Here is a 19,538-nt window from a genome sequence, read left to right as displayed (position 1 = left end):
GAAAAATATGAGCTTTTAAAAGATGAAGTTAAGTATAAAGGCAATAAGGCAAAGTGTGAAAAATGGCTTTACTCCACAACAACATATAAGCGTACAAGAAAGAAAGCAAGGAAGTGATATTTTATATTTTCTTAAACTAGAAGAATCGCGGTTAAATGATACTTAATACTAATGGTACACAAAGTATATCAAATAACCTGAAAGCTATGGTGGATAACCGGGTTTTGCCAATACCTCCAAGCATAGATTTTGTGATATAATGCTCTTGGCAAGTAGGCGATGTGCTTAGCGGAAGAGGCTGGGCTACGATATGCAGTTCGATCTGCTCCCCCAATAGTTTTAATATTTACTATTATTCAACATCTCTCTATTTGCTTTTTTTGTTGCAATAATATCGCTACTTGGCCCATCAGTATTAAAGTGCATAAGATTAAGTTTAGCGGACTTTTGTTTATTCAAGCACTATAAAAACCTTACATGTTGATGTCAATATGGGTGTTGAAGTTGCCTTTTGTATTGTTCTAAAATGGCTTAATTCTTTTTGGTTAAAAACACTTTATTAAATTAATTCCTCAAGCATTCTGTAAATATAGTGGTAAGTGCGATTTTTAGAATACTAGGTACTTTTTCATAGCCATCTTTACCCATACATACTTATAAAGGTTCCATATTTTCCTGAAACAAGGTTCTATGTATGCCAATATTTTTTTATATCGATACCTAAGCGTTTTGTGGGGGATGGCAAGGCAGATAACTTCATGTCTTCATAGCCTTCACACTTAGCGATATATTAACCCTAAAGTGTGATTTAAAATTTCCTTATCCGCCAAGATATTGTCGCAATTGTCTGCCTATTCTTGGGTGTTTAAGCTTTTTAATCGCGCTTGATTCAATCTGTCTTACACGCTCTCGTGTAACATTTAATGCTTTGCCGATTTCTTCTAGCGTCCTATCACTTTCATCTTCAAGCAAACCAAAACGCATTTTAATCACCGCTTTTTCTCGTTCATTAAGCTGGTCTAATACATTATCAATTTGCTCTCTTAAATCTTCTTTTAGCATAATATCCATGGAACTCATCGTGCTTTTATCTTCTACAAAATCTTCAAATTTACCATCATCATCATTGCCTATCGGTGCTTCAAGGCTTATTGGCTCTTTTGTGATTTTGATGACATTTTTAACTTTATCTACACTTAAGCCAACTTGATTTGCAATGGATTCTACATCAAGTTCTTCGCCTTTTTCTTGCGCGTGTTTTCGCATAAGATTCTTAATCTTATTGATAGTATCAATCATGTGGATTGGAATCCTTATAGTGCGCGCTTGATCGGCTATGGCACGACTGATTGCTTGTTTTATCCACCATGTCGCATAGGTTGAAAACTTGTATTGTTTACGATATTCAAACTTATCGACTGCCTTCATAAGCCCGATATTGCCCTCTTGTATCAAATCTAGGAATGGCAAACCTCGATTGGTATAACGCTTTGCAATGCTTACAACAAGACGCAAATTACTTCTACTCATCTTTGTCTTAGCGGTATCTGAAATCCTTTTACCCCGCTTAATTTGCTCTAGAATCTCTTTTAGTTTTTCTGGCTCAAGATTAAATCCACTCTTACTTGCTTCCCTTGTGCGATAGAGTTTTTGTATCTCTACATAGGTTGCAACCATTGTATTTTCTGGGACTTGCGCTACAATCTCTTCCCTTGTCATATTAGCAATATTTTTTAAAAGCTCTTGGTGATTTTGTCGCAATGTATCATTAAAAAGATTTAGTCTATACTCTAATCTTTTTAGCTCTCTATCAAATCCATCATCATTTTTCAGGCTATTTTCCATAGCTTTTGTAAGCTCATTAATAAGCTTACTTGTAGGTCCTAAGCTAAGCAACCTTTGCTTTAAGATGTGTTTCTTATGGGCGAGTATAAGTGTGTGTAGTAATTCATCATCACCTTTTCTTACAAGCCCTTTGCTTTCATACTCACTATCTTCTTGCAAAATTTTTAGCCAGTCATTTTTTGCATCATTTAGGGCTTGAAAACTTTCAAGCACTTTTTCAATGCGTGCTTCATCAGCTTTTGTATTTTTTCTTGCTTTTGGTTTATTTTCTTCATCAAACTCTTCTTCAGAGCTATCAAACTCAATATCATCAGAATCATCATCGCTTTGTGGATCATCAAAACTTTTGAAAAGCTCTTTTACTCTTCTCTCTCGATTAATCAAAGCATCTTTATAATCATAAATAAAATCGATTAAATAAGGCACAGAACATATCGCATCAATGATAATATCTTCGCCTTTTTCCATATCTTTGCTTAGATTTATCTCTTCTTCCTTGCTTAGTAATGGAATCTGCCCCATTTCTCGCAGATACATACGCACAGGATTATCACTCCTACTCCATTCAAGCAATTCTCTTTCTCGCTGAAAGTCAAATTCTTCGCTCAAAGATTCTTCCATGTTTTTTTGCCTTATAAGATCTGCTTGAATCTTATCCTGCTCGTTTAGGTTCTTTGCCATTTCAGATGAGCTGATGAGTTGCTTTTTATGGGTTTTACAAAGTGTTTTTATCTTTTGTAAGATTGCCATTGTGGGTTCTGTATCAATGGTTTGTGCGATCATCTCATAGGAAATACAATCTTCTTTTGTGCTTTTAAATAATTGCTCCAGACTCTCATTGAGTTTATTCTCATTTAATTTGCTCACTGCCATACTCACTCCTTACTAAGCGATTAGAATCAGTCATTATATCGACAGAACAAAAATAAAATATTAATAAAATGCACTTATTTTATGCCATATTGTAAAAAGATAGATTCTATTATTGTGCTACAATGGTTTTTACTTCATTATTCACGATATTATAGATTAAAATTCTCTTTGGTTTGCCATTATATGCCTGCAATGCATTTTGAAAGTCTGCTACATTTTTGATAGGCATATTTTCTACTTGTGAGATAACATCACCCTTTTGGAATCCTAACTCTTGTGCCTTTGAGTTTTGCAATACATTGCTTACAAGTGCCCCATTAATATCATTTGGCACACGATAGACTTGACGCACTTGCCCTGTTAGATTATCAATGCTTAATCCATCAAATGCACTGCCACCACTTGGTGCTACTTTGCTTGGCTGATTTATCGTTGTGCTACTTTGAGGTTGCTCTGCAAGGACTAGCTTTATTTGCTTTGTTTCAAGGCTTGCTTTATCACCTTTCATATTGTTTCTTAAAAGCGTGAGTGTAATGCTTTGATTTGGTGGTATAGACCCGATTAGATTCCGCAATTCAGCTGCACTTTTGATAGGTTTGCCATTTACCGCAGTGATTAAATCCCATACAGCTAATCCCGCTTTTTGTGCGGGTGAATTTGCCTGCATACCAACGACTAATGCCCCTTGTGCATCGCCGTAAGTGCTTGCAATATCAGAATCTAAATCTTTAATGCTTACACCAAGAAAGCCACGCCTAACCTTACCACTTTTAATGAGTTCAGTAGCTACACTTTTTACCATTTCAGAAGGGATAGCAAAGCCAATGCCATGATTCCCACCGGTGCGTGAGATAATGGCAGTATTCATACCGATAAATGCACCTCTACTATCGATTAAAGCTCCACCAGAATTTCCCGGATTAATACTCGCATCGGTTTGAATAAAGTTTTCATAATTACTAATCCCAAAACCATTCTTATTCAACGCAGAAATGATACCTTGCGTTACACTCTCACCCACACCAAAGGGATTACCAATCGCAAATACCACATCGCCAACAGCATAGCGACTACTTTCAGCGAAAGGCAGTATCGGTAGGTTATTTCTCTCTATTTTTATGACAGCTATATCACTTTGAGAATCTTCGCCAATAAGCTTTGCGGGGTATTTCTTTGTATCACCGGGTAGTGTTACATGAATCTTATCTGCACCTTTAATCACATGGCTATTTGTTACAATATAACCATTACTTGCAATGATAACACCAGAGCCAATACCACCCTGAAGTCTATCTTGTGGCACCATATCGCCGAAAAATTGCTGAAAAAATGGATCATTAAAAGGGGAATTGCCACCGCCAACCTTCCTTTCAGTTGTAATATTTACAACAGCCTTTGTAGCATTTTTAATCGCTTCGTGGTAAGAAAAGACAACATTTGCATTGCTAGAAGGTGTAGATCGAGTGAAAGAGGGGGCAACCGCTACATCAAGCCCATGACTTAAACAAAGACTTAGTGGCATTATCGTAAGCATTTTTACCAATGTATAACGACTTGTTTTTTTCATATTTCTAAACTCCTTAAGATAGTATCCTAAACTAAACATGCAAGGATTCTAATATGTTTTCATAAAAATTTTTTAAACAACAAAATAAACGACATAAATATCGCATTTTCTTATACATTTTAAATGTCTTGCCAACTCTTAGAATCTTAAATACATCACGACATAAAAATATCATACGCATGATAAAGTAATAAGATAGCAAAACAAGCAAAAAGGATAGAACAAATCTTATCAATAATATGAAAAACCCTATCGCAAATTAGATTCCTAAAAAAAGTAGCAAGTAAAATAACAGAAAAAAACGCACTACTTAAACCACAAAATAGCACAGATAGACTTATAAGCGGATTAGATTCCATAAATGGGGCAACAATGACGCTAAAAAATAAAATTGCCTTTGGATTTGATAGATTAATGATTAAGGCTTTAAGATAGGTGTCTGGCTTATCCTTTAAGGTGTTAGAAACTTGAGAGACTTGCGAGTTATTATTTTGTAGATTAGAATCTGGAATATCAATATGTGTTGCACTCTTTTTAAAAAGTATAAAGGCAATATAGGCTAGATAAATTGCCCCAAGAGTGCTTAATGTAATCTGTGCTATTTTGCCATTAAAAAGATAGCCAAATCCAAAATAAAGCACCGCCAAATAGACAATCCAACCACTAGCAATACCGCTTAGAATCTTTACGCCTTGCATAAAGCCAAATAGCAGAGTATTACGCATGACAAGCAAAATATCTGGTCCGGGTGTAATCGCTCCAACAAATGCAAGTAAAAAAAGTGTTAATAAGCTCATACATTATAACCTTAGAATCTTATGGATAACTAATATTCAGGTGGCTTTGGACACTCAAGTAAGATGTCTGCTACACCTTGATTTGGGACTTTGTTTAAATCAAGTAAAACTTGCGGACTTGAAGTCTTTTGTGCTTCAAAAGTGCGTGAAATAATAAGGGAACAAGCCGTGATTCTTGGTGGCATAGGCTCAACTTTATAAAAACTCCCTGCAAAATGCGTTACCTTATAAATGTTTGGTGCCATACGCGTATATTGCCTTGTCGTATTGCGTGTATGACGATAGAAAGTAATGTTGTTGTTATCGGATCGAAAGATCGTGTAGTTGCCATGATTATACATGCCTTTTGCTACTATATTTGTGTTGTTTTGCGGATTTAATGCTTCTTGCGGAATAGCTATCATGCGTCCATAAGGCGTATTTTGCACAAACTCTGGAGTAATGGGTATAACATGAGAAGTTACAAAGACAAGCATACTAGGATCATCTTTACTTTTTTGAAACGACTGACTATCCTCATTTAAAAAAGTATCTGCTAATACAAATGCAGACATCATCATACCAAATAATGCAATATATCGCAGCATAAAATAATATCCTTATTAAAAATCAATGATGCTTAAGCAATTAAGATTCCACAATGAATGTAAGTCCTTAGCTATCCATTCCATATTTCTTACTATTTTGGCGTATGCAGGGTTGCATAGAATGGTTTTATAAACTAGAATTGTTCTATGTTTTTAAGTCTGTTGTGGGTTTATATATTTTTTAATCAGGGGATGCATTGTGGCACTTAATGGCATAAAAATATAGCTTAAAACCTTTCATCATAAAATATATTTTCCACCGCAAATAAAAACATTCACTAGGACAAACACATAAAACAAGTAATCACAAACTTCGTAATCTAGCGATTTCATCTCTTAGTTGTATAGCAGCTTCAAAGTCAAGTCGTTTGCTTGCTTCAAGCATTTTTAGTTTTAAGTCTTTGATAAGATTTTCTTTTTCTTTTGCTGGGATCTTATTTTTCTTACTCATCTTATCATAGACTTTTGTGCTATCTTCTAGTCTTAACTCCTCTTCTACATTGCGGCTTACTGAAGTTGGAATGATTCCGTGTTTTTTATTAAATTCTTCTTGTTTTTTGCGTCTATAAGTCGTTGTGTCCATAGCTTTACGCATGGAATTTGTGATTTTTTCTGCGTATAGAATCACCTTGCCATTTACATTTCTGGCAGCCCGCCCCATTGTTTGTATAAGGCTTGTTTCACTGCGTAAAAAACCCTCTTTATCCGCGTCCATAATCGCCACTAGGCTAACCTCTGGTAAGTCAAGCCCTTCGCGCAATAAATTTATCCCTACTAATACATCAAATACGCCTAAACGCAGATTTCGTATTAAGTGATTTCTCTCTATCGCATCGATTTCACTATGTAGATATTCGATTTTTATGCCCTCTTTTGCGTAGTATTTTGCGAGTTCTTCGCTCATTTTTTTCGTTAAAGTTGTGATTAATACCCTCTCTTTTCTCTCAACACAAACTTTTATTTCCTGCAATAAATCTTTGACTTGGATTCTAGAATCTCTTACCTCAAATTCTGGATCAAGCAATCCTGTCGGGCGGATAAGCTGCTCACATACATTATCTTTGCTTAGTGATAGCTCTAGTTCTGCTGGTGTAGCAGATACGAATAAAAAGTTAGCATTTTTATTAATAAACTCATCAAATTGCAATGGGCGATTATCAAGTGCACTAGGCAGTCTAAAGCCATATTCTACTAATACTTCCTTGCGGCTTCTATCCCCTGCATACATACCGCCAAATTGCGGTAAGCTCACATGGCTTTCATCAACGATTAATAGATAGGGCTTTTTTTTGTATTCAAAATAATCAAGTAGTGAAAAAGGGGTTTCGCCGGGCTTTTTACCCGTTAAATGTCTCGCATAGTTTTCAATACCTTTGCAAATGCCATTTTCTTTTATCATCTCAAGGTCAAATTCTGTGCGTGATTTTAGCCTTTCATACTCTAACATTCGATTTTCACTTTTATAGAATTTCAATCGCTCTTGCAATTCCTGCCCTATCTCTACAATCGCATTTTTCAAGCGATTCTCCCCAACGATAAACTGATTTGCCGCATACAGCACATAGGAATCTAGCTCTTTTACCAAAGTATTATCAAGTGATTCTAATACCGCAATTCTCTCAATCTCATCGCCAAAAAACTCAATGCGTATAAACTCCACTTCATTATACGCGGGGAAAATATCCACCACTTCACCTTTAACGCGAAAACAGCCACGCTCAAAGCTTGTTTCATTACGCGTATAGCCCATTTCTACAAGCTTTGTTAAAAGCCTTTTTTGCTGATAGGTTTTAGAGACTTCTAGCTTTTCTATCATGGTAAGGTATTCACTAGGATTTCCTAAACCATAGTTTGCTGATACACTGGCTATAACTATCACATCATCATAGGCAAGAAGTGAAGTCGTAGCCGATAAGCGCAGCCTCTCTAACTCATCATTAATGGAGCTATCCTTTTCTATAAATAGATCTCTACGCGGAATGTAGGCTTCTGGCTGATAGTAGTCAAAATGGCTGATAAAATATTCAACATGATTATGCGGAAAAAAGCTTTTAAACTCGCTATAAAGCTGGGCGCACAAAGTCTTATTATGACTCATTATAAGTGTTGGCATGTTGAGCTTTTGTATAATATTTGCCATGCTAAAGGTCTTACCGCTGCCTGTAACGCCTATTAAAGTATTATATTTTTCATTATTATTAATCTGTTTGCATAGGAAATTTATAGCTTGTGGCTGGTCGCCTGCTGGTTTGTAGTTTGAAGTCAAATTAAATAGATTTGTTTTCATCATTACACCTTTTTTAGCTACAATTATACAGAAACTTTATTGCCTTAAGGAGAAGTCATGCAAAATCATCACAATAATTACAGCGAAAATACGCAGAATACAGAATCTAGCGCAGCCCAGCAAAAAGAAGGCGTAGGCTTACTACCATTAGTCCATGAAGTAAAGCAGCTACTTGAAACAAAGCATAATAAAAAAATCGAAGATTTAGAATTTAAACTACTAGAAAAAGAAGAAAAAATCTCACAAATGGGCTTAGAGATTAGCACCTTGAAAGCTCAAGGCGAAGAAAAAGATATAGAGATTTATAGAATGCGAGAAGAGATTAATGAAAGCAAAAGGCTTTTAGAGCAATTTGTAACAACACTAAGCAGAACGCAAGAATGATAGCGGAATATCAAATATCTATGAATAATAGTAATGGCGTAAAAATGGATTCAAATACGCAGGATAACACAACCATAGAATCTCCGCAGAATGTAGCCAAAAGTCTTGCTGTTAATCAAATAGAAAAGAATCTAGAATCCAAGATAACCTGTCATGTTGAGCAAAGCGAAACATCTCATAGAGAATCTAAGCAAGGTTTAGATTCTGAAATAAATTTAAATAAGGATATTTTGCTTTTTTCAAAGAACTACATAATCCGCAGGGATTTTGCCTATACCTGCAAAGATGACAATAAACAGAATTTAGAATCTAGTAGGCAATCTCTAAACCTTTTACGCCATTCAAAAAATAAAAAATCTAAATTCTATCACGGATACATACAAAAGTTAAACGCCCAAGCAAGTGGCAAAAAGCTAGATTCTGTGGCTATATAATCTATATTATCTCATATAGTTTAGAATCTTATCTTAAATTAAAAGCATTCAGCATATAAAGGCAGACAATGATTTATTATTCACTTTTTACATACTCTCTTATGTGTGCAGCAATAGCCCTTGGCATACTCTCTTTTGTGCGGCTTTTTTTTGGCACATTTTTACAGCCATTTACGCGTGGAGTAATTAGCCTATTTGCGTTTATACTAAGCATGATTCCCATACACCATATAAGCTTTTCCATGCTTCTTTATAGTATATTTGATACACCTAGCTTTTTATTGTTTTTTATTTGCCTTTTTTCTATTGTTAGAACATTTGTTAATCAAATAGATTTTACAATAAGTTATCGTGGTTTCTTGTTTTTAGCTATTTTGTGGTTATTATTTGCAGGTAATGCTTTTGGAATCTTTGATTGGGCGTATGGACCCTTAGGATATAAAATCCTGCTTATTTCTTGTGTGATTGCGATTTGCTATTGCATTGATAGAATCTGTGCGGTCTTTATGCTTATGGCTTTTAGCTTGTGGTTACCATTTGCAAATACGCTAGATTTGTATAATGCAGTATTTGATAGCAATGTAGCATTATTTGGTTGGCTTATGCAGAGTATGCCACTTTTTAAAAATAATTTTCATGTAGCATTATTAAAACCAAAGATAAAATAATAAGGAAAAATATGCATGAATATTCCATTGTAGCTTCACTTCTTGAGCTTTGCTTGACACATTTACAAGAGCATAATGCAGCAAAGGTGCAAAATATCGTTGTAAGTGTGGGTGAGCGATCAAACATTGATAAAAGCTTATTGCAAAGTGCTTTTGAAGTTTTGCAGACAGAATATGATTCTATAAAAGATGCAACCCTAACGCTTACAATAGAAAAGCTTTTGTTAGAATGCAAGGATTGTAAAAACACTTTTCATAGCCTAGATAATCCAATCTGCCCAAGTTGTAAAAGTAAAAATACACATATCACGCAAGGGCGAGATATAAGGCTTGAGAGCCTAAGCCTTGAAGCCGATTGAAATTAACTACATAAGGAGTAACACTTGAGTTTGCAAGAAGATGAAAGGGAAGTATTAGCACATATCGTGCAGAATATCGATGAGCAAGAGATTTTTCTTGAGTTTGTTGCTAAGGCTGAAACCATCAAGGAAGCATGGCAGATTGCTAAAATCTTTGAGAGTAAGAAAAAAGAATTTATAGAGAGTATGCAAGAATATGAGATTCTCATTAAAGCAAAAGAAAAGCAATTAAAGAATCTAAACGCAGAGATTACAGAAGCAAACAATCTATTAAAAGATGCAAATATAGAGTTAGCAAAAATAAAAACTGAAATCGAAGAAATGCAAAACAAAGCCCAACTCTATAAAAATAAGATCATGCAAAACAAACAAGCAGCAAGTATGGAATCTTTTGATACACAAACAAGCTTTGCTTTAGCAAAAGATGATGATTCTAACCCGCTTGATTTCAGTGGAATCATCGCAGAGTTTCAGCCACTAAATGTGGTAAGCGTGCATGTAAAAAATGGAGCAACTGCTATGGCAAGGGCAGCACAGATAATCTATCCACAAGAATTGCATGATGTATATCTTAAGGCTGCTAAGCGATTATTTCGCTTAAAAGATAAGATTAGTGAGCTTGAACTAAAAAATGAAAAACTCCATATAGAACTTAGAGATTTAACAGAAGAAGATAATTTTAAAGAGCAAATGCGAAGCAAGATAAATGATATAGATGATGAGTATATATCCATTGGCACACCCAAAACACTAAGTCAATCAAGCAATATTTTAAGCGGTATGTCAAGTAAAGCAACCCTTGAGGAAACACCTCGTAAAGAAACAATTTTAGATAAAAATAACTTTGATGAAGAAACACAGGCTGACAGAATAGCACGCATTGACAAAAAGAAAGAAAGGGTAGAAGAGATGTTAAGCCAACTCTCCAATGTTTTGAGAGAAGAGGGAGTTAGCCAAAAAAGTGCTGATGAGTTTTTAGAAGCATTTAAAGCAAGAAATAAATGAGAAACTAAAATGAATACTTTAAATTTTCATTTAATAACTTTTAAAAATGTTTGTGAAGTAAATCCAAACGCACAACACATAAGGAATAATTGTGAAAAATACATTGCCATTTGAAACTTTTCTAAGCACACTTATGGCTACAAATAGAGATATGGACTTTTTTGTGGATTGAAAAATATTTAAAAATGGAGTATGAAAATGAATAAAAATAATAAAAGTAAGAAACATTTAGTTTTGGAAGAATTGTATTCTCGTTGTGAGAAGAGAAATGATTTCATTTTTCATAATGATTTGGTTAAGGAAGTATCTCAACAATATGGTTTTGGCAATCCATTTGATGCTACAAAATTAGATTCTAGCGAAAAACTACCACAAAGTTTCATTAATGAAAATATTTGCATTTTGCATTTAGGTGGTGGCTATCATCAGTTTATAAAGGGTATTGATAAGCTTTATCACCCTTTTGAAGCTTTACAAAAAAGCATAAATTGGCAATATAAGAAAAGTCTTTTAAACGAATACAATGATAGCGAGAGTAATATCTTAAGTGTGGCAAATAATCAAAGAATATTACATCACTTTTTGTTTGGAGAGGATTTAGAATTTGAAAATTTAAGTATAGAAAATCGCCCCAAAACCTACTTCCCTCACCGAACAAAAACAACCTTAAATTATTTCTTTGATACACAAGAGATAGAGGCAAAAAATCAGCAAATAGAGATTGATTTAACCTTAGAGTTTAACGGCGTGATTGGAATCTTTGAGGCAAAAAATGGAGAACCTAAAGATTTTAATATTTATCAAATCTACCACCCATTTTTGTATTATTATAATTCTGGGCTTAATTTTAAGAAAATTATTTGCGTGTATCTTGTAAGAAAAAATGAAAGCTTAAAGCTTTGGGCTTATACTTTTAGTGAGCCTTTGCGTTTAGATTCTATTGTATTTTTAAAATCGTGTGAATATGTTTTGGTAAGGTAATAAATGAAATTTAATAAACTTTATAATGATGATGTGCTAAAGGTGCTAAAGACTTTGCCAGATTCTAGCTTGGATATGGTGTATGGGGACCCGGATTATAATGTAGGCATTAATTATAATGGCTCAAAATATACGCAAAAATGGGAGGATTATATAGAATGGTATTGTGAATTAGCAACAGAATCTATGCGTGTATTAAAACCTAGTGGAAATTTATTTATGATGAATTATCCTAAGCAAAATGCGTATTTGCGGGTTAAATGCTTAGATTCTATTGCTTATGATGTGCAAGAATATGTATGGGTATATAATACAAATGTTGGACATAGCAAAAGGCGACTTACTACTGCCCACAGAAGCATACTTCACGCTACAAAAACAAAGGATAATCATTTTTATAAAGACAATATCGCCCTGCCTTATCAAAACCCAACTGACAAGAGAATTTTGCAAAGATTAAAAGAAGGGCATAAGGGTAGAATGCCTTATTCTTGGTTTTATTTTGATTTAGTCAAAAATGTCAGCAAGGATAAAACCTTTCATTCTTGTCAGATTCCTTTAGGCTTAGTTGAAATGCTGATAAAATCTTGCACAAATGAGGGAGATTCTGTCTTTATCCTTTTTGGTGGAAGTGGCGGTGAACTTGTGCTATGTGAGAAGCTGAAGCGAAAATGGCTAAGTTGTGAATTACATAAACCTTATTATGAAATGATACTTGATAGATTGGCAAATCAAGGAAAAATCAAAGATGAATTTAAGTTGCAAATTTCACAAAATCGCAATGAAGCTTCTTTGTTTTGAAGATAACCATCGTTTTTGAGCTTAGATTCTAAAAAAGCTAAACAATGATAAGCAAATGCGTGATGTGTGGAGCTTCCCAGCGATTGCTCCTTGGGAAAAGACCTTTGGCAAACACCCCACACAAAAGCCCTTAGCCCTTTTGGTGCGATTGCTTTTAATGGCAAGTAATGATGATTCTATCATTTGCGATCCATTTTCAGGCTCTAGCACCACAGGTATTGCCGCAAATCTTTTGGGTAGGCAGTTTGTAGGTATTGAAAAAGAATCTAGCTTTATCAATTTAAGCATAAAGCGCAAGGGGGAGTTAGATTCTAAATTTAAAGATATAGTATCTAAAATAAGTGATTTAAGGTTGTATAATAATGTTTTAAAAATGCTTGTGAAGTAAATCCAAACGCATAGGGAATACATATGCTACACGCAAAGATAAAGAATTTTTCTTATATAAAATCTTGCACAAAATCTTTTGGACAGGATTTAGTGCAATATGATTTTGATAATATCAATGACTTGCCTAGCAAATGTATTGTAAATTTTGAGAATAAAAGCTTTGCTATAAGCAAATGGGTAAGCCCCAAACGCACAAGATCTTATCCTTATGCTAGAGTGTATGATACTTTTAGCAGTGGCACAAACAAGGTAGTAACGATAATCCCACTAATCAAAGATGAGGGAATAAATGGCGATAGGGATTATCTGCAATGGGATAGCCTTAGCCTTATGAGTTTGCTCAATGTTTATGTGATTATCGCCTTTTATGACAGGGCAGATTTGCACTCCATGCCCTACACACACCCAAGTAAGATAGATTTTAAAACTTAAATCTCACCTACACAATTCTTAGCTTATTAAAAAGTCTTTATACGCGACTTTACTTATACACTACGCGTGGTGGTTTATAGCTAAGTTTAAATAAGGCGCGTTTGATTTGTATATATGTGCGATAGAGTGGCTTTAAGATTCTATAATGCAAGGGGTATTACCCCCCCCCCCCTTATTGATTGATCTATGCGTGCCATCAGCATTTATGATTGTAGAATGCGAGGCAATGCTATCTTCTCCCACTATAAACGGCTTATAAATAATATTATCAACATGATGCAGGGCAACATGCTCCATATAAATATCAACGGGGCTATCCCATATCTTTTGTGTAAGAAATACTTGAGCGGCACTCGGTGTAATATAATAGCCTGATGTGCCATTGGTATTTTTTAGTGAATAGTGATAGTTTGAGTTATCAATTTTGTAAATGTATTTATCTTTAGATCTTGCAGAAGTAAAAAATCGCACAAATGAGAATCTCGTGCGTTTCATATCTTGCAGGGCAGACAAAAAATGCTCTTCAAAAAATATACCGTCTTCTAGCACAATAATTGGCTCATCAAGTCGCACACATTCTTCCCAAAGGCTATAATGAGACGCATAACATGCGATTTCATTATCAATTAAGATTCTACCATGCCACAGATAGCATAATATAGGATTAAACATTGCTTTATATTCTTTAAAACCCTCACTTTTAGAATCTATCGCATTAAAAAAGCTATAGCTTAAATCTAGCTATTTAAAAAGTGGATCTTTTTCTAGCAAACTAAGCTTTTCTTGCATGTGTGCTTTTCTATCCTTTGATCTCTCTAAATTAATAACAAATATTTTCATATCCTAGCCTTTTATCATTTCTGTTTCACGCCAAAGTTATCCGCACGATCAAGCACTTGATTAATATTTGTATCAATCCATTCTGCTTGTAGCCATTCATTTGGATTTACAAAATGCCCTTGCACAAGTATCGCAAAAAAGAGACTAGTGGTAGTAGCAAAGCCACTAGCACCCATTTGCCCTATTTGCATAAGAGATTGCATATGTCTTGGCAATGTTGGGATTGCGTTTAAATAGCCATAAATTGAGCTTAGTCCTAACACATGATTTAATACCACAAGATTCCCATACGATCCGATATTGCCCTTGAAGGCTACCATGCCATTATTGCTATTTATTACCCGCATATCGCGTTCCCCGATAAACTCTATACCATATCGCACAGAAGCACCCACATGCTCTTTATGATATTTGTATATATACTCATCGCCAAAACGACCAGATGTTTGCGACTCTTTTATGGGGGCAAAGACATTTAATCTTGGTATATTAGATTCTATATTTGTTTGCTTTGATATTTGAAAAAAGTTTGCTATCCTTTGATTATCTTGATGTCTTATCGTTTCATTAAAAAACTGGAATTTTTCAATATTTGTTGTTAAATCTTGCGGCATGATTACATTATCTTCTAGTCTTTTAATAAGTGTTTGCAGACGAGAATCACTTATAAGCATATTAAACTTTCTGCGTGGATAATTTACATTTGTAGCAATTGGAATCTGAATCTTTGTTTCATTCATCGCACTATCAATAACTTGTATCGTGCCATCAAAAAATGTATTTTTAATAGGCCATGCAATAAGTGAGAGATAGACTACTTTTCCCTGCTTATTCTTAAAAGGATAGGCTTCAAACTCATCATGCCCATTGCTTACTATCACTTTATCTATTCCGGAATCTTTTGTCTTATCATAAAGCCCTAGTTGTTGAATACTAAAGGCGATAAGCGCACTTCCACCATACATGATTTGCTTTGATGCAGCGATAACTTGCACTTGCGGTGTGCTTTTGTTGATAATGAAATGTTTTGTAATCTTTGTTTCATTCCCACGAAAAAAGTTTGAATTGCTCCAGTCTCTCACACTCACATGATAAAAGACTTCATCGCCATCGGCTAGATTTGGGATCTTTGGCAATGCGATATCTAGCTCTTCTGTCTTTTTTAGCAATACCTCATTCTCTTCAACCAACACCTTGCCATCTTTATCTGTAACACTTACATGATATGATGCAAGACCACTTGAATCATAGGCATTTAAATGAATGGTATTTTCAGGGTTAAAAAATGAAGTGTGAATTTGATGTAAGATTTTATCATTCTCTTTTAATACATAAAGTTCTAGATTTGGCGGGATTCTCTCAAAGCTTGAAGTATGCAGTAAAAGAAAAATGGAGATAAAGATAACACAACTCATTCCAGCTAAAATCAATCGTCTCATACACCACCCCTAATAATGCCATAATATCCAAGCACCTTATTTAAAGTTGCGATAATAGAGGCTAGATAAATAATAACCAAGATTCTATAATGTATTTGTGCATTCATACTATCAATTAACTTTGTGCCTATTACCACCCCAACAAGAGAAAAAGACCCAAGCAAAAGCCCAGCATATAGCACACTATCTGTTATAACGCCATGCCTTACAAATGAAAATGTCCCACTCAATGCTGCACACATAATAAAAAAAAGTGAAAGTGGCACAATCTTTTTTGTATCAAACCCCAAAAAATACATAAGCAAAGGCACAAGCATAACACCACCACCAATGCCTAGCGAAATCGCAAATACACCAGTCAAACTCCCAATTATAACAAGTATGCCCCTTTGCTTTGCTTTTGTGAGACTTACTTTTTGCGGCGTTTTTTTCACACTAAAAAGGAATTTATAGAATGTAAAAAGGCTCACACAAAGAAAGGTTAAAGCTAAATGCTTTTCTGCGATATACATAAGCACAACACCACTAAATGCCGCACCAATGAATCCGCCAACACCTAAAAATATCGCAGAATCTAAACACAAATTCTTCTTTTTGAAAATATTTATAGCACTTCCAAATACTGATGAAAAAATCATTTGCATAACAGAAATGCCAACAGCATCATGTGTAGAAAAGCTAAATTCAGGTAAAAGATAATGCAAATATAGCATACAAGGGACGATAATCATACCTCCACCAATACCAAATAAAGCAGAAATGCTGCCGGTGATAATCCCAAGTATCGCTAAACACACAATTTCCATAATGCCAAACTTTATTTAAAATCAAGGCAAAATTATAACAGAAAACATAAAAAAAGCAGTGATTTTGTGGTATCGCAAGACTTATTTCATAAAGATCTGTTGAGGTGATATTTACTATGAGTAAAAAATATTGGAATTTATTTTTTGATTGCTTTAGGATAGAAATGCTTAGTTTCCAATCTAGTAGCTATGACACAGAAACCACATAAACAAACCCTACCCAAGCACAACAGCCCTGCCTTGCTTTATTACCACTAAATCTTCAACACGCACACCAAAGGTTTGTGGGATATATATTCCGGGTTCGATAGAAAAAACCATGCCATCTTCAATGATTGTTTCAGAGCGGCGAGAGATAAAGGGCATCTCATGTATATCTAACCCTATGCCATGCCCTGTGCTATGTGTGAAATACTTACCATATCCGCCTTTTTCAATAATATCTCTTGCGATAGAATCTATCTCTTTGCCACTCATGCCAGAGCGGAGATTCTCAATCGTAGTTATTTGTGCTTTTTTGACAAGATCATAAATCTTTTGCTTTTCGTGTGTGCTTAGTCTATCTTTATTTGTGCTTTCATCTAAAACCATAAAATCTTGGTCTTTTTGAAAAATTATAGAATCATCAAAGAAAAGTGCAGTGCGAGTGCAATCAGCACAATATCTCTTATACTTCAATCCGCAATCAAGCAAAAGTGTATCGCCATTTTGTAAAAAAGTCGTATCACTTGGCAGGGCATGTGGCTTTGCTGCATTTCCTTCAATACCTACAATAGGCTCAAAGCTTAGTGGATACTGCCCATAGTTACTCAAAGTATCAGCGATTTTATACCATAAAAATTTCTCACTTTTTTCCTTGCCCTCTTTTGATACATATTCACTAAAAGCATGTATTGCCTCTAAGTTTAGAATCTGTGCTTGTTGTAGAATCTTGAGTTCTTCATCACTTTTTTTCATACGCATGATTTGTGTGAAGTTTGGCATGGATGCAAGTGATACAATATCTTTTAGACTATGATATTCCTCCACACACATACGCATAGGATCAAAGCTAAGATTCTTAATATTATGCTGTGTGATTTGCCTTTTTGCCTCTCCCAAAAGATCGTTAGATTCAATAATCTCTAATGCAATATTTTTCTTACATAATTCATTTGCCTCTGTGCTATAACGCGCATCTGTTATAAACTTAAACTCACTGCCAAAACGCATAAGAATGGCACTATCTGCACTATAACCGCATAGATAATACATAATACTTTCATCATGAGTGATAAAATCTTTTACTTCCATACATATCCCTAGAATCTTTGAATACGATTAATAAAAATCACAATAACCATCAATGGTGCTAATACACACAAACTATACAGCCAAAAGTAAAAGGCAACATCGCTTTTAAGATAGCCTTTAGTCCATTCACGCAATTTATCCTTTGATACAAAATAGCCAATAAATAAAGAGCTAAAGAAACTCCCCCAAGTAAGTAGCATATTCGCACTTATCCAATCAATCCAATCAAATAGATTCTTCTCAAAGAAAGTAAGAGTTGCTTGATAATTCGTATTCATCGATAAGATCACAATAATACCCACTAAAAATATACCAAAACTCACCATATAAGTAAGAGTTGCACGGCTATACTTTGTCTTATCAGTAAGATATTTTATACATGGCTCAAGCAAAGACACGGTAGAAGACAATCCAGCAAACAATAGCCCAATCATAAATAACGCACACAAAAAGCCACCAAGTGCGCCAAGATGTCCAAACATAACAGGCAATACAACAAAGATTAGCCCCGGACCTCCAGCTACATCATCTCTACTACCATAGGCAAACACAAATGTAAATATCATAAGCCCAGCAACAATAGAGATAATAATCCCGGGGATAACAATCCATAATGCACTTGCAAAAAGATTCTGATTTCTATTCACATGTGACGAATAAGTGATGATTGTCCCAGCCCCAAGTGAGAGAGAGAAAAAGACCTGTCCCATAGCATCGATAATGGTATTTGAAGTGAGTTTTGAAAAATCAGGCTTAAACATAAACTCCACACTCTCACCAAAGCTAGGCAAACTCATCGCATAAAAAAGCAATCCAAAAAAGATAATAAAAAGTAAAGGCATTAATACATAGTTTAATCTCTCAATACTCTTAATCCCATACACAATGCTATATGCAGTAATCGCTAGAATGATAGCAAAACAGAGAATCTGATAGGAAATCTGTTCTGTATGTGAGCTAAAAGTCTCAAAGATAGCCTTGCTTTGTGCAAAATCTGCGGGTAGATTAAAGCTAACAGATACAAGATAGTATAAAACCCAGCCTAGCACCGCACAATAAAATGTCAAAATAAAGGGACCAGCAAATAAAGTAATGCCCACAAAACGCCATGAAGTCTTAGGATTTTGCGTAATCTCTTTAAAGCTATCAGGCACATTTTTTCTCCCTTGCTGTCCCACAAGCATTTCTGCTACAAGCATAGCTACACCCACAAATAAGGCAATACCTAAGAAAAGCAACACAAACGCCCCGCCACCATTCATACCCGCAGTTGTAGGAAACCGCCAAATATGCCCTAAGCCAATAGAGCTGCCAAGTGCTGCCAAAATAAATCCAATCTTTCCAAAATCTTTTTGCATTCAGTTCCTTATGCGTAATTTTTGCAATAAGTTTTTTATTCTAGCAAACTTTTATAGTTTTTTTACTTTTTTATGGGTTTTAATGCGTAAATTCTATATTGGCAAATCTCGTATATTTGAATTTATGAATTTAATGGCATATTGCTTTCATTGCTAATTGTCTTATGATAGATTCTGGTAACCAAAAATATATTTGCAACTTTAAATGCTATAATTACAAAGTTTTTCTGGCATACATCTTGCTTTTAACATAATCTAAAATTTTAAGGTATTCATAATATGCAAAACAATATTTCTACTTGCTCTAGTCATACAAATAAAAACTCACAACACAATCTAAATGCAGAAACTACAAACACCATGCGAATAAATAATAAACGGGGGGGGGGGGG

17 protein-coding genes and 2 pseudogenes are annotated in these 19,538 nt (G+C 34.8%); 9 read left to right on the top strand and 10 right to left on the bottom strand.

Annotation, left to right across the window (positions count from 1 at the left end):
• Positions 1-819: 819 nt before the first annotated feature.
• The 5 genes from rpoD to uvrB all read right to left on the bottom strand — a co-directional run bounded on the left by rpoD (position 820) and on the right by uvrB (position 7,956).
• The gene (gene rpoD, locus C6H08_RS03440; protein ID WP_034580409.1) at positions 820-2,718 is read right to left on the bottom strand and encodes an RNA polymerase sigma factor RpoD; all 1,899 of its coding nucleotides are present in this window, start codon (positions 2,716-2,718) and stop codon (positions 820-822) included.
• A 109-nt stretch (positions 2,719-2,827) separates the two neighbouring features.
• On the bottom strand, positions 2,828-4,261 hold the full coding sequence (locus C6H08_RS03435; RefSeq protein WP_407717332.1) for a Do family serine endopeptidase: 1,434 nt from the start codon (positions 4,259-4,261) through the stop codon (positions 2,828-2,830).
• Positions 4,262-4,440: 179 nt separating this feature from the next.
• Entirely contained in the window at positions 4,441-5,082 is a 642-nt protein-coding gene (locus C6H08_RS03430) for a LysE family translocator (protein WP_034580411.1), read from the bottom strand.
• 29 nt (positions 5,083-5,111) lie between these two features.
• On the bottom strand, positions 5,112-5,669 hold the full coding sequence (locus tag C6H08_RS03425) for a hypothetical protein (protein ID WP_034563793.1): 558 nt from the start codon (positions 5,667-5,669) through the stop codon (positions 5,112-5,114).
• Between the two features lie 304 nt (positions 5,670-5,973).
• Complete coding sequence (gene uvrB / locus C6H08_RS03420; RefSeq protein ID WP_080745709.1) at positions 5,974-7,956, bottom strand: excinuclease ABC subunit UvrB; 1,983 nt, start codon at positions 7,954-7,956, stop codon at positions 5,974-5,976.
• Positions 7,957-8,013: 57 nt separating this feature from the next.
• On the opposite strand from uvrB, the gene C6H08_RS03415 reads away from it, so the two are divergent.
• The 9 genes and pseudogenes from C6H08_RS03415 (at position 8,014) to C6H08_RS11465 (ending at position 13,410) form a co-directional block, all read left to right on the top strand.
• Positions 8,014-8,340, top strand: coding sequence for a hypothetical protein (locus tag C6H08_RS03415; RefSeq protein ID WP_034563789.1), 327 nt, complete (start codon positions 8,014-8,016; stop codon positions 8,338-8,340).
• Complete coding sequence (locus tag C6H08_RS03410; RefSeq protein WP_034563787.1) at positions 8,337-8,774, top strand: hypothetical protein; 438 nt, start codon at positions 8,337-8,339, stop codon at positions 8,772-8,774. Before C6H08_RS03415 ends, C6H08_RS03410 begins: the two co-directional genes overlap by 4 nt.
• Before the next feature lie 68 nt (positions 8,775-8,842).
• Positions 8,843-9,442: a hypothetical protein gene (locus C6H08_RS03405; RefSeq protein WP_034563785.1), complete on the top strand. Its 600-nt coding sequence runs from the start codon at positions 8,843-8,845 to the stop codon at positions 9,440-9,442.
• Positions 9,443-9,453: 11 nt separating this feature from the next.
• Positions 9,454-9,801, top strand: a complete 348-nt coding sequence (gene hypA / locus C6H08_RS03400) for a hydrogenase/urease nickel incorporation protein HypA (protein WP_034563783.1) — start codon at positions 9,454-9,456, stop codon at positions 9,799-9,801.
• Positions 9,802-9,825: 24 nt separating this feature from the next.
• Entirely contained in the window at positions 9,826-10,806 is a 981-nt protein-coding gene (gene mua / locus C6H08_RS03395) for a nickel-binding protein Mua (protein ID WP_034580417.1), read from the top strand.
• Positions 10,807-11,004: 198 nt separating this feature from the next.
• Positions 11,005-11,787: a type II restriction enzyme gene (locus C6H08_RS03385; RefSeq protein WP_034563779.1), complete on the top strand. Its 783-nt coding sequence runs from the start codon at positions 11,005-11,007 to the stop codon at positions 11,785-11,787.
• A 3-nt stretch (positions 11,788-11,790) separates the two neighbouring features.
• Positions 11,791-12,588: a DNA-methyltransferase gene (locus tag C6H08_RS03380; protein ID WP_034563777.1), complete on the top strand. Its 798-nt coding sequence runs from the start codon at positions 11,791-11,793 to the stop codon at positions 12,586-12,588.
• 25 nt (positions 12,589-12,613) lie between these two features.
• A pseudogene (locus tag C6H08_RS03375) lies at positions 12,614-12,976 on the top strand (DNA methyltransferase); the annotation flags it as partial.
• Between the two features lie 23 nt (positions 12,977-12,999).
• Positions 13,000-13,410: a hypothetical protein gene (locus C6H08_RS11465; protein ID WP_052092825.1), complete on the top strand. Its 411-nt coding sequence runs from the start codon at positions 13,000-13,002 to the stop codon at positions 13,408-13,410.
• 132 nt (positions 13,411-13,542) lie between these two features.
• On the opposite strand, the pseudogene C6H08_RS03365 reads toward C6H08_RS11465, so the two are convergent.
• The 5 genes and pseudogenes from C6H08_RS03365 to C6H08_RS03345 form a co-directional block, all read right to left on the bottom strand.
• A pseudogene (locus tag C6H08_RS03365) lies at positions 13,543-14,250 on the bottom strand (glycosyltransferase family 25 protein).
• 14 nt (positions 14,251-14,264) lie between these two features.
• A complete protein-coding gene (locus C6H08_RS03360; RefSeq protein WP_034580295.1) occupies positions 14,265-15,689 on the bottom strand; it encodes a M23 family metallopeptidase in 1,425 nt (474 codons plus the stop codon).
• Positions 15,686-16,495 (bottom strand): sulfite exporter TauE/SafE family protein, encoded by an 810-nt coding sequence (locus C6H08_RS03355; RefSeq protein WP_034564012.1) that lies wholly within the window; start codon positions 16,493-16,495, stop codon positions 15,686-15,688. Before C6H08_RS03355 ends, C6H08_RS03360 begins: the two co-directional genes overlap by 4 nt.
• Positions 16,496-16,711: 216 nt before the next feature.
• Positions 16,712-17,788, bottom strand: coding sequence for a M24 family metallopeptidase (locus C6H08_RS03350; protein WP_034580298.1), 1,077 nt, complete (start codon positions 17,786-17,788; stop codon positions 16,712-16,714).
• Between the two features lie 8 nt (positions 17,789-17,796).
• On the bottom strand, positions 17,797-19,146 hold the full coding sequence (locus C6H08_RS03345) for a sodium-dependent transporter (RefSeq protein ID WP_034564017.1): 1,350 nt from the start codon (positions 19,144-19,146) through the stop codon (positions 17,797-17,799).
• Between the last annotated feature and the right edge of the window lie 392 nt (positions 19,147-19,538).

Origin of the sequence: Helicobacter bilis, from assembly GCF_900198365.1 — a bacterium.
In the GTDB taxonomy this organism is placed as follows: domain Bacteria; phylum Campylobacterota; class Campylobacteria; order Campylobacterales; family Helicobacteraceae; genus Helicobacter_A; species Helicobacter_A bilis_B.
This window is presented reverse-complemented; position numbering and strand designations above follow the sequence as displayed.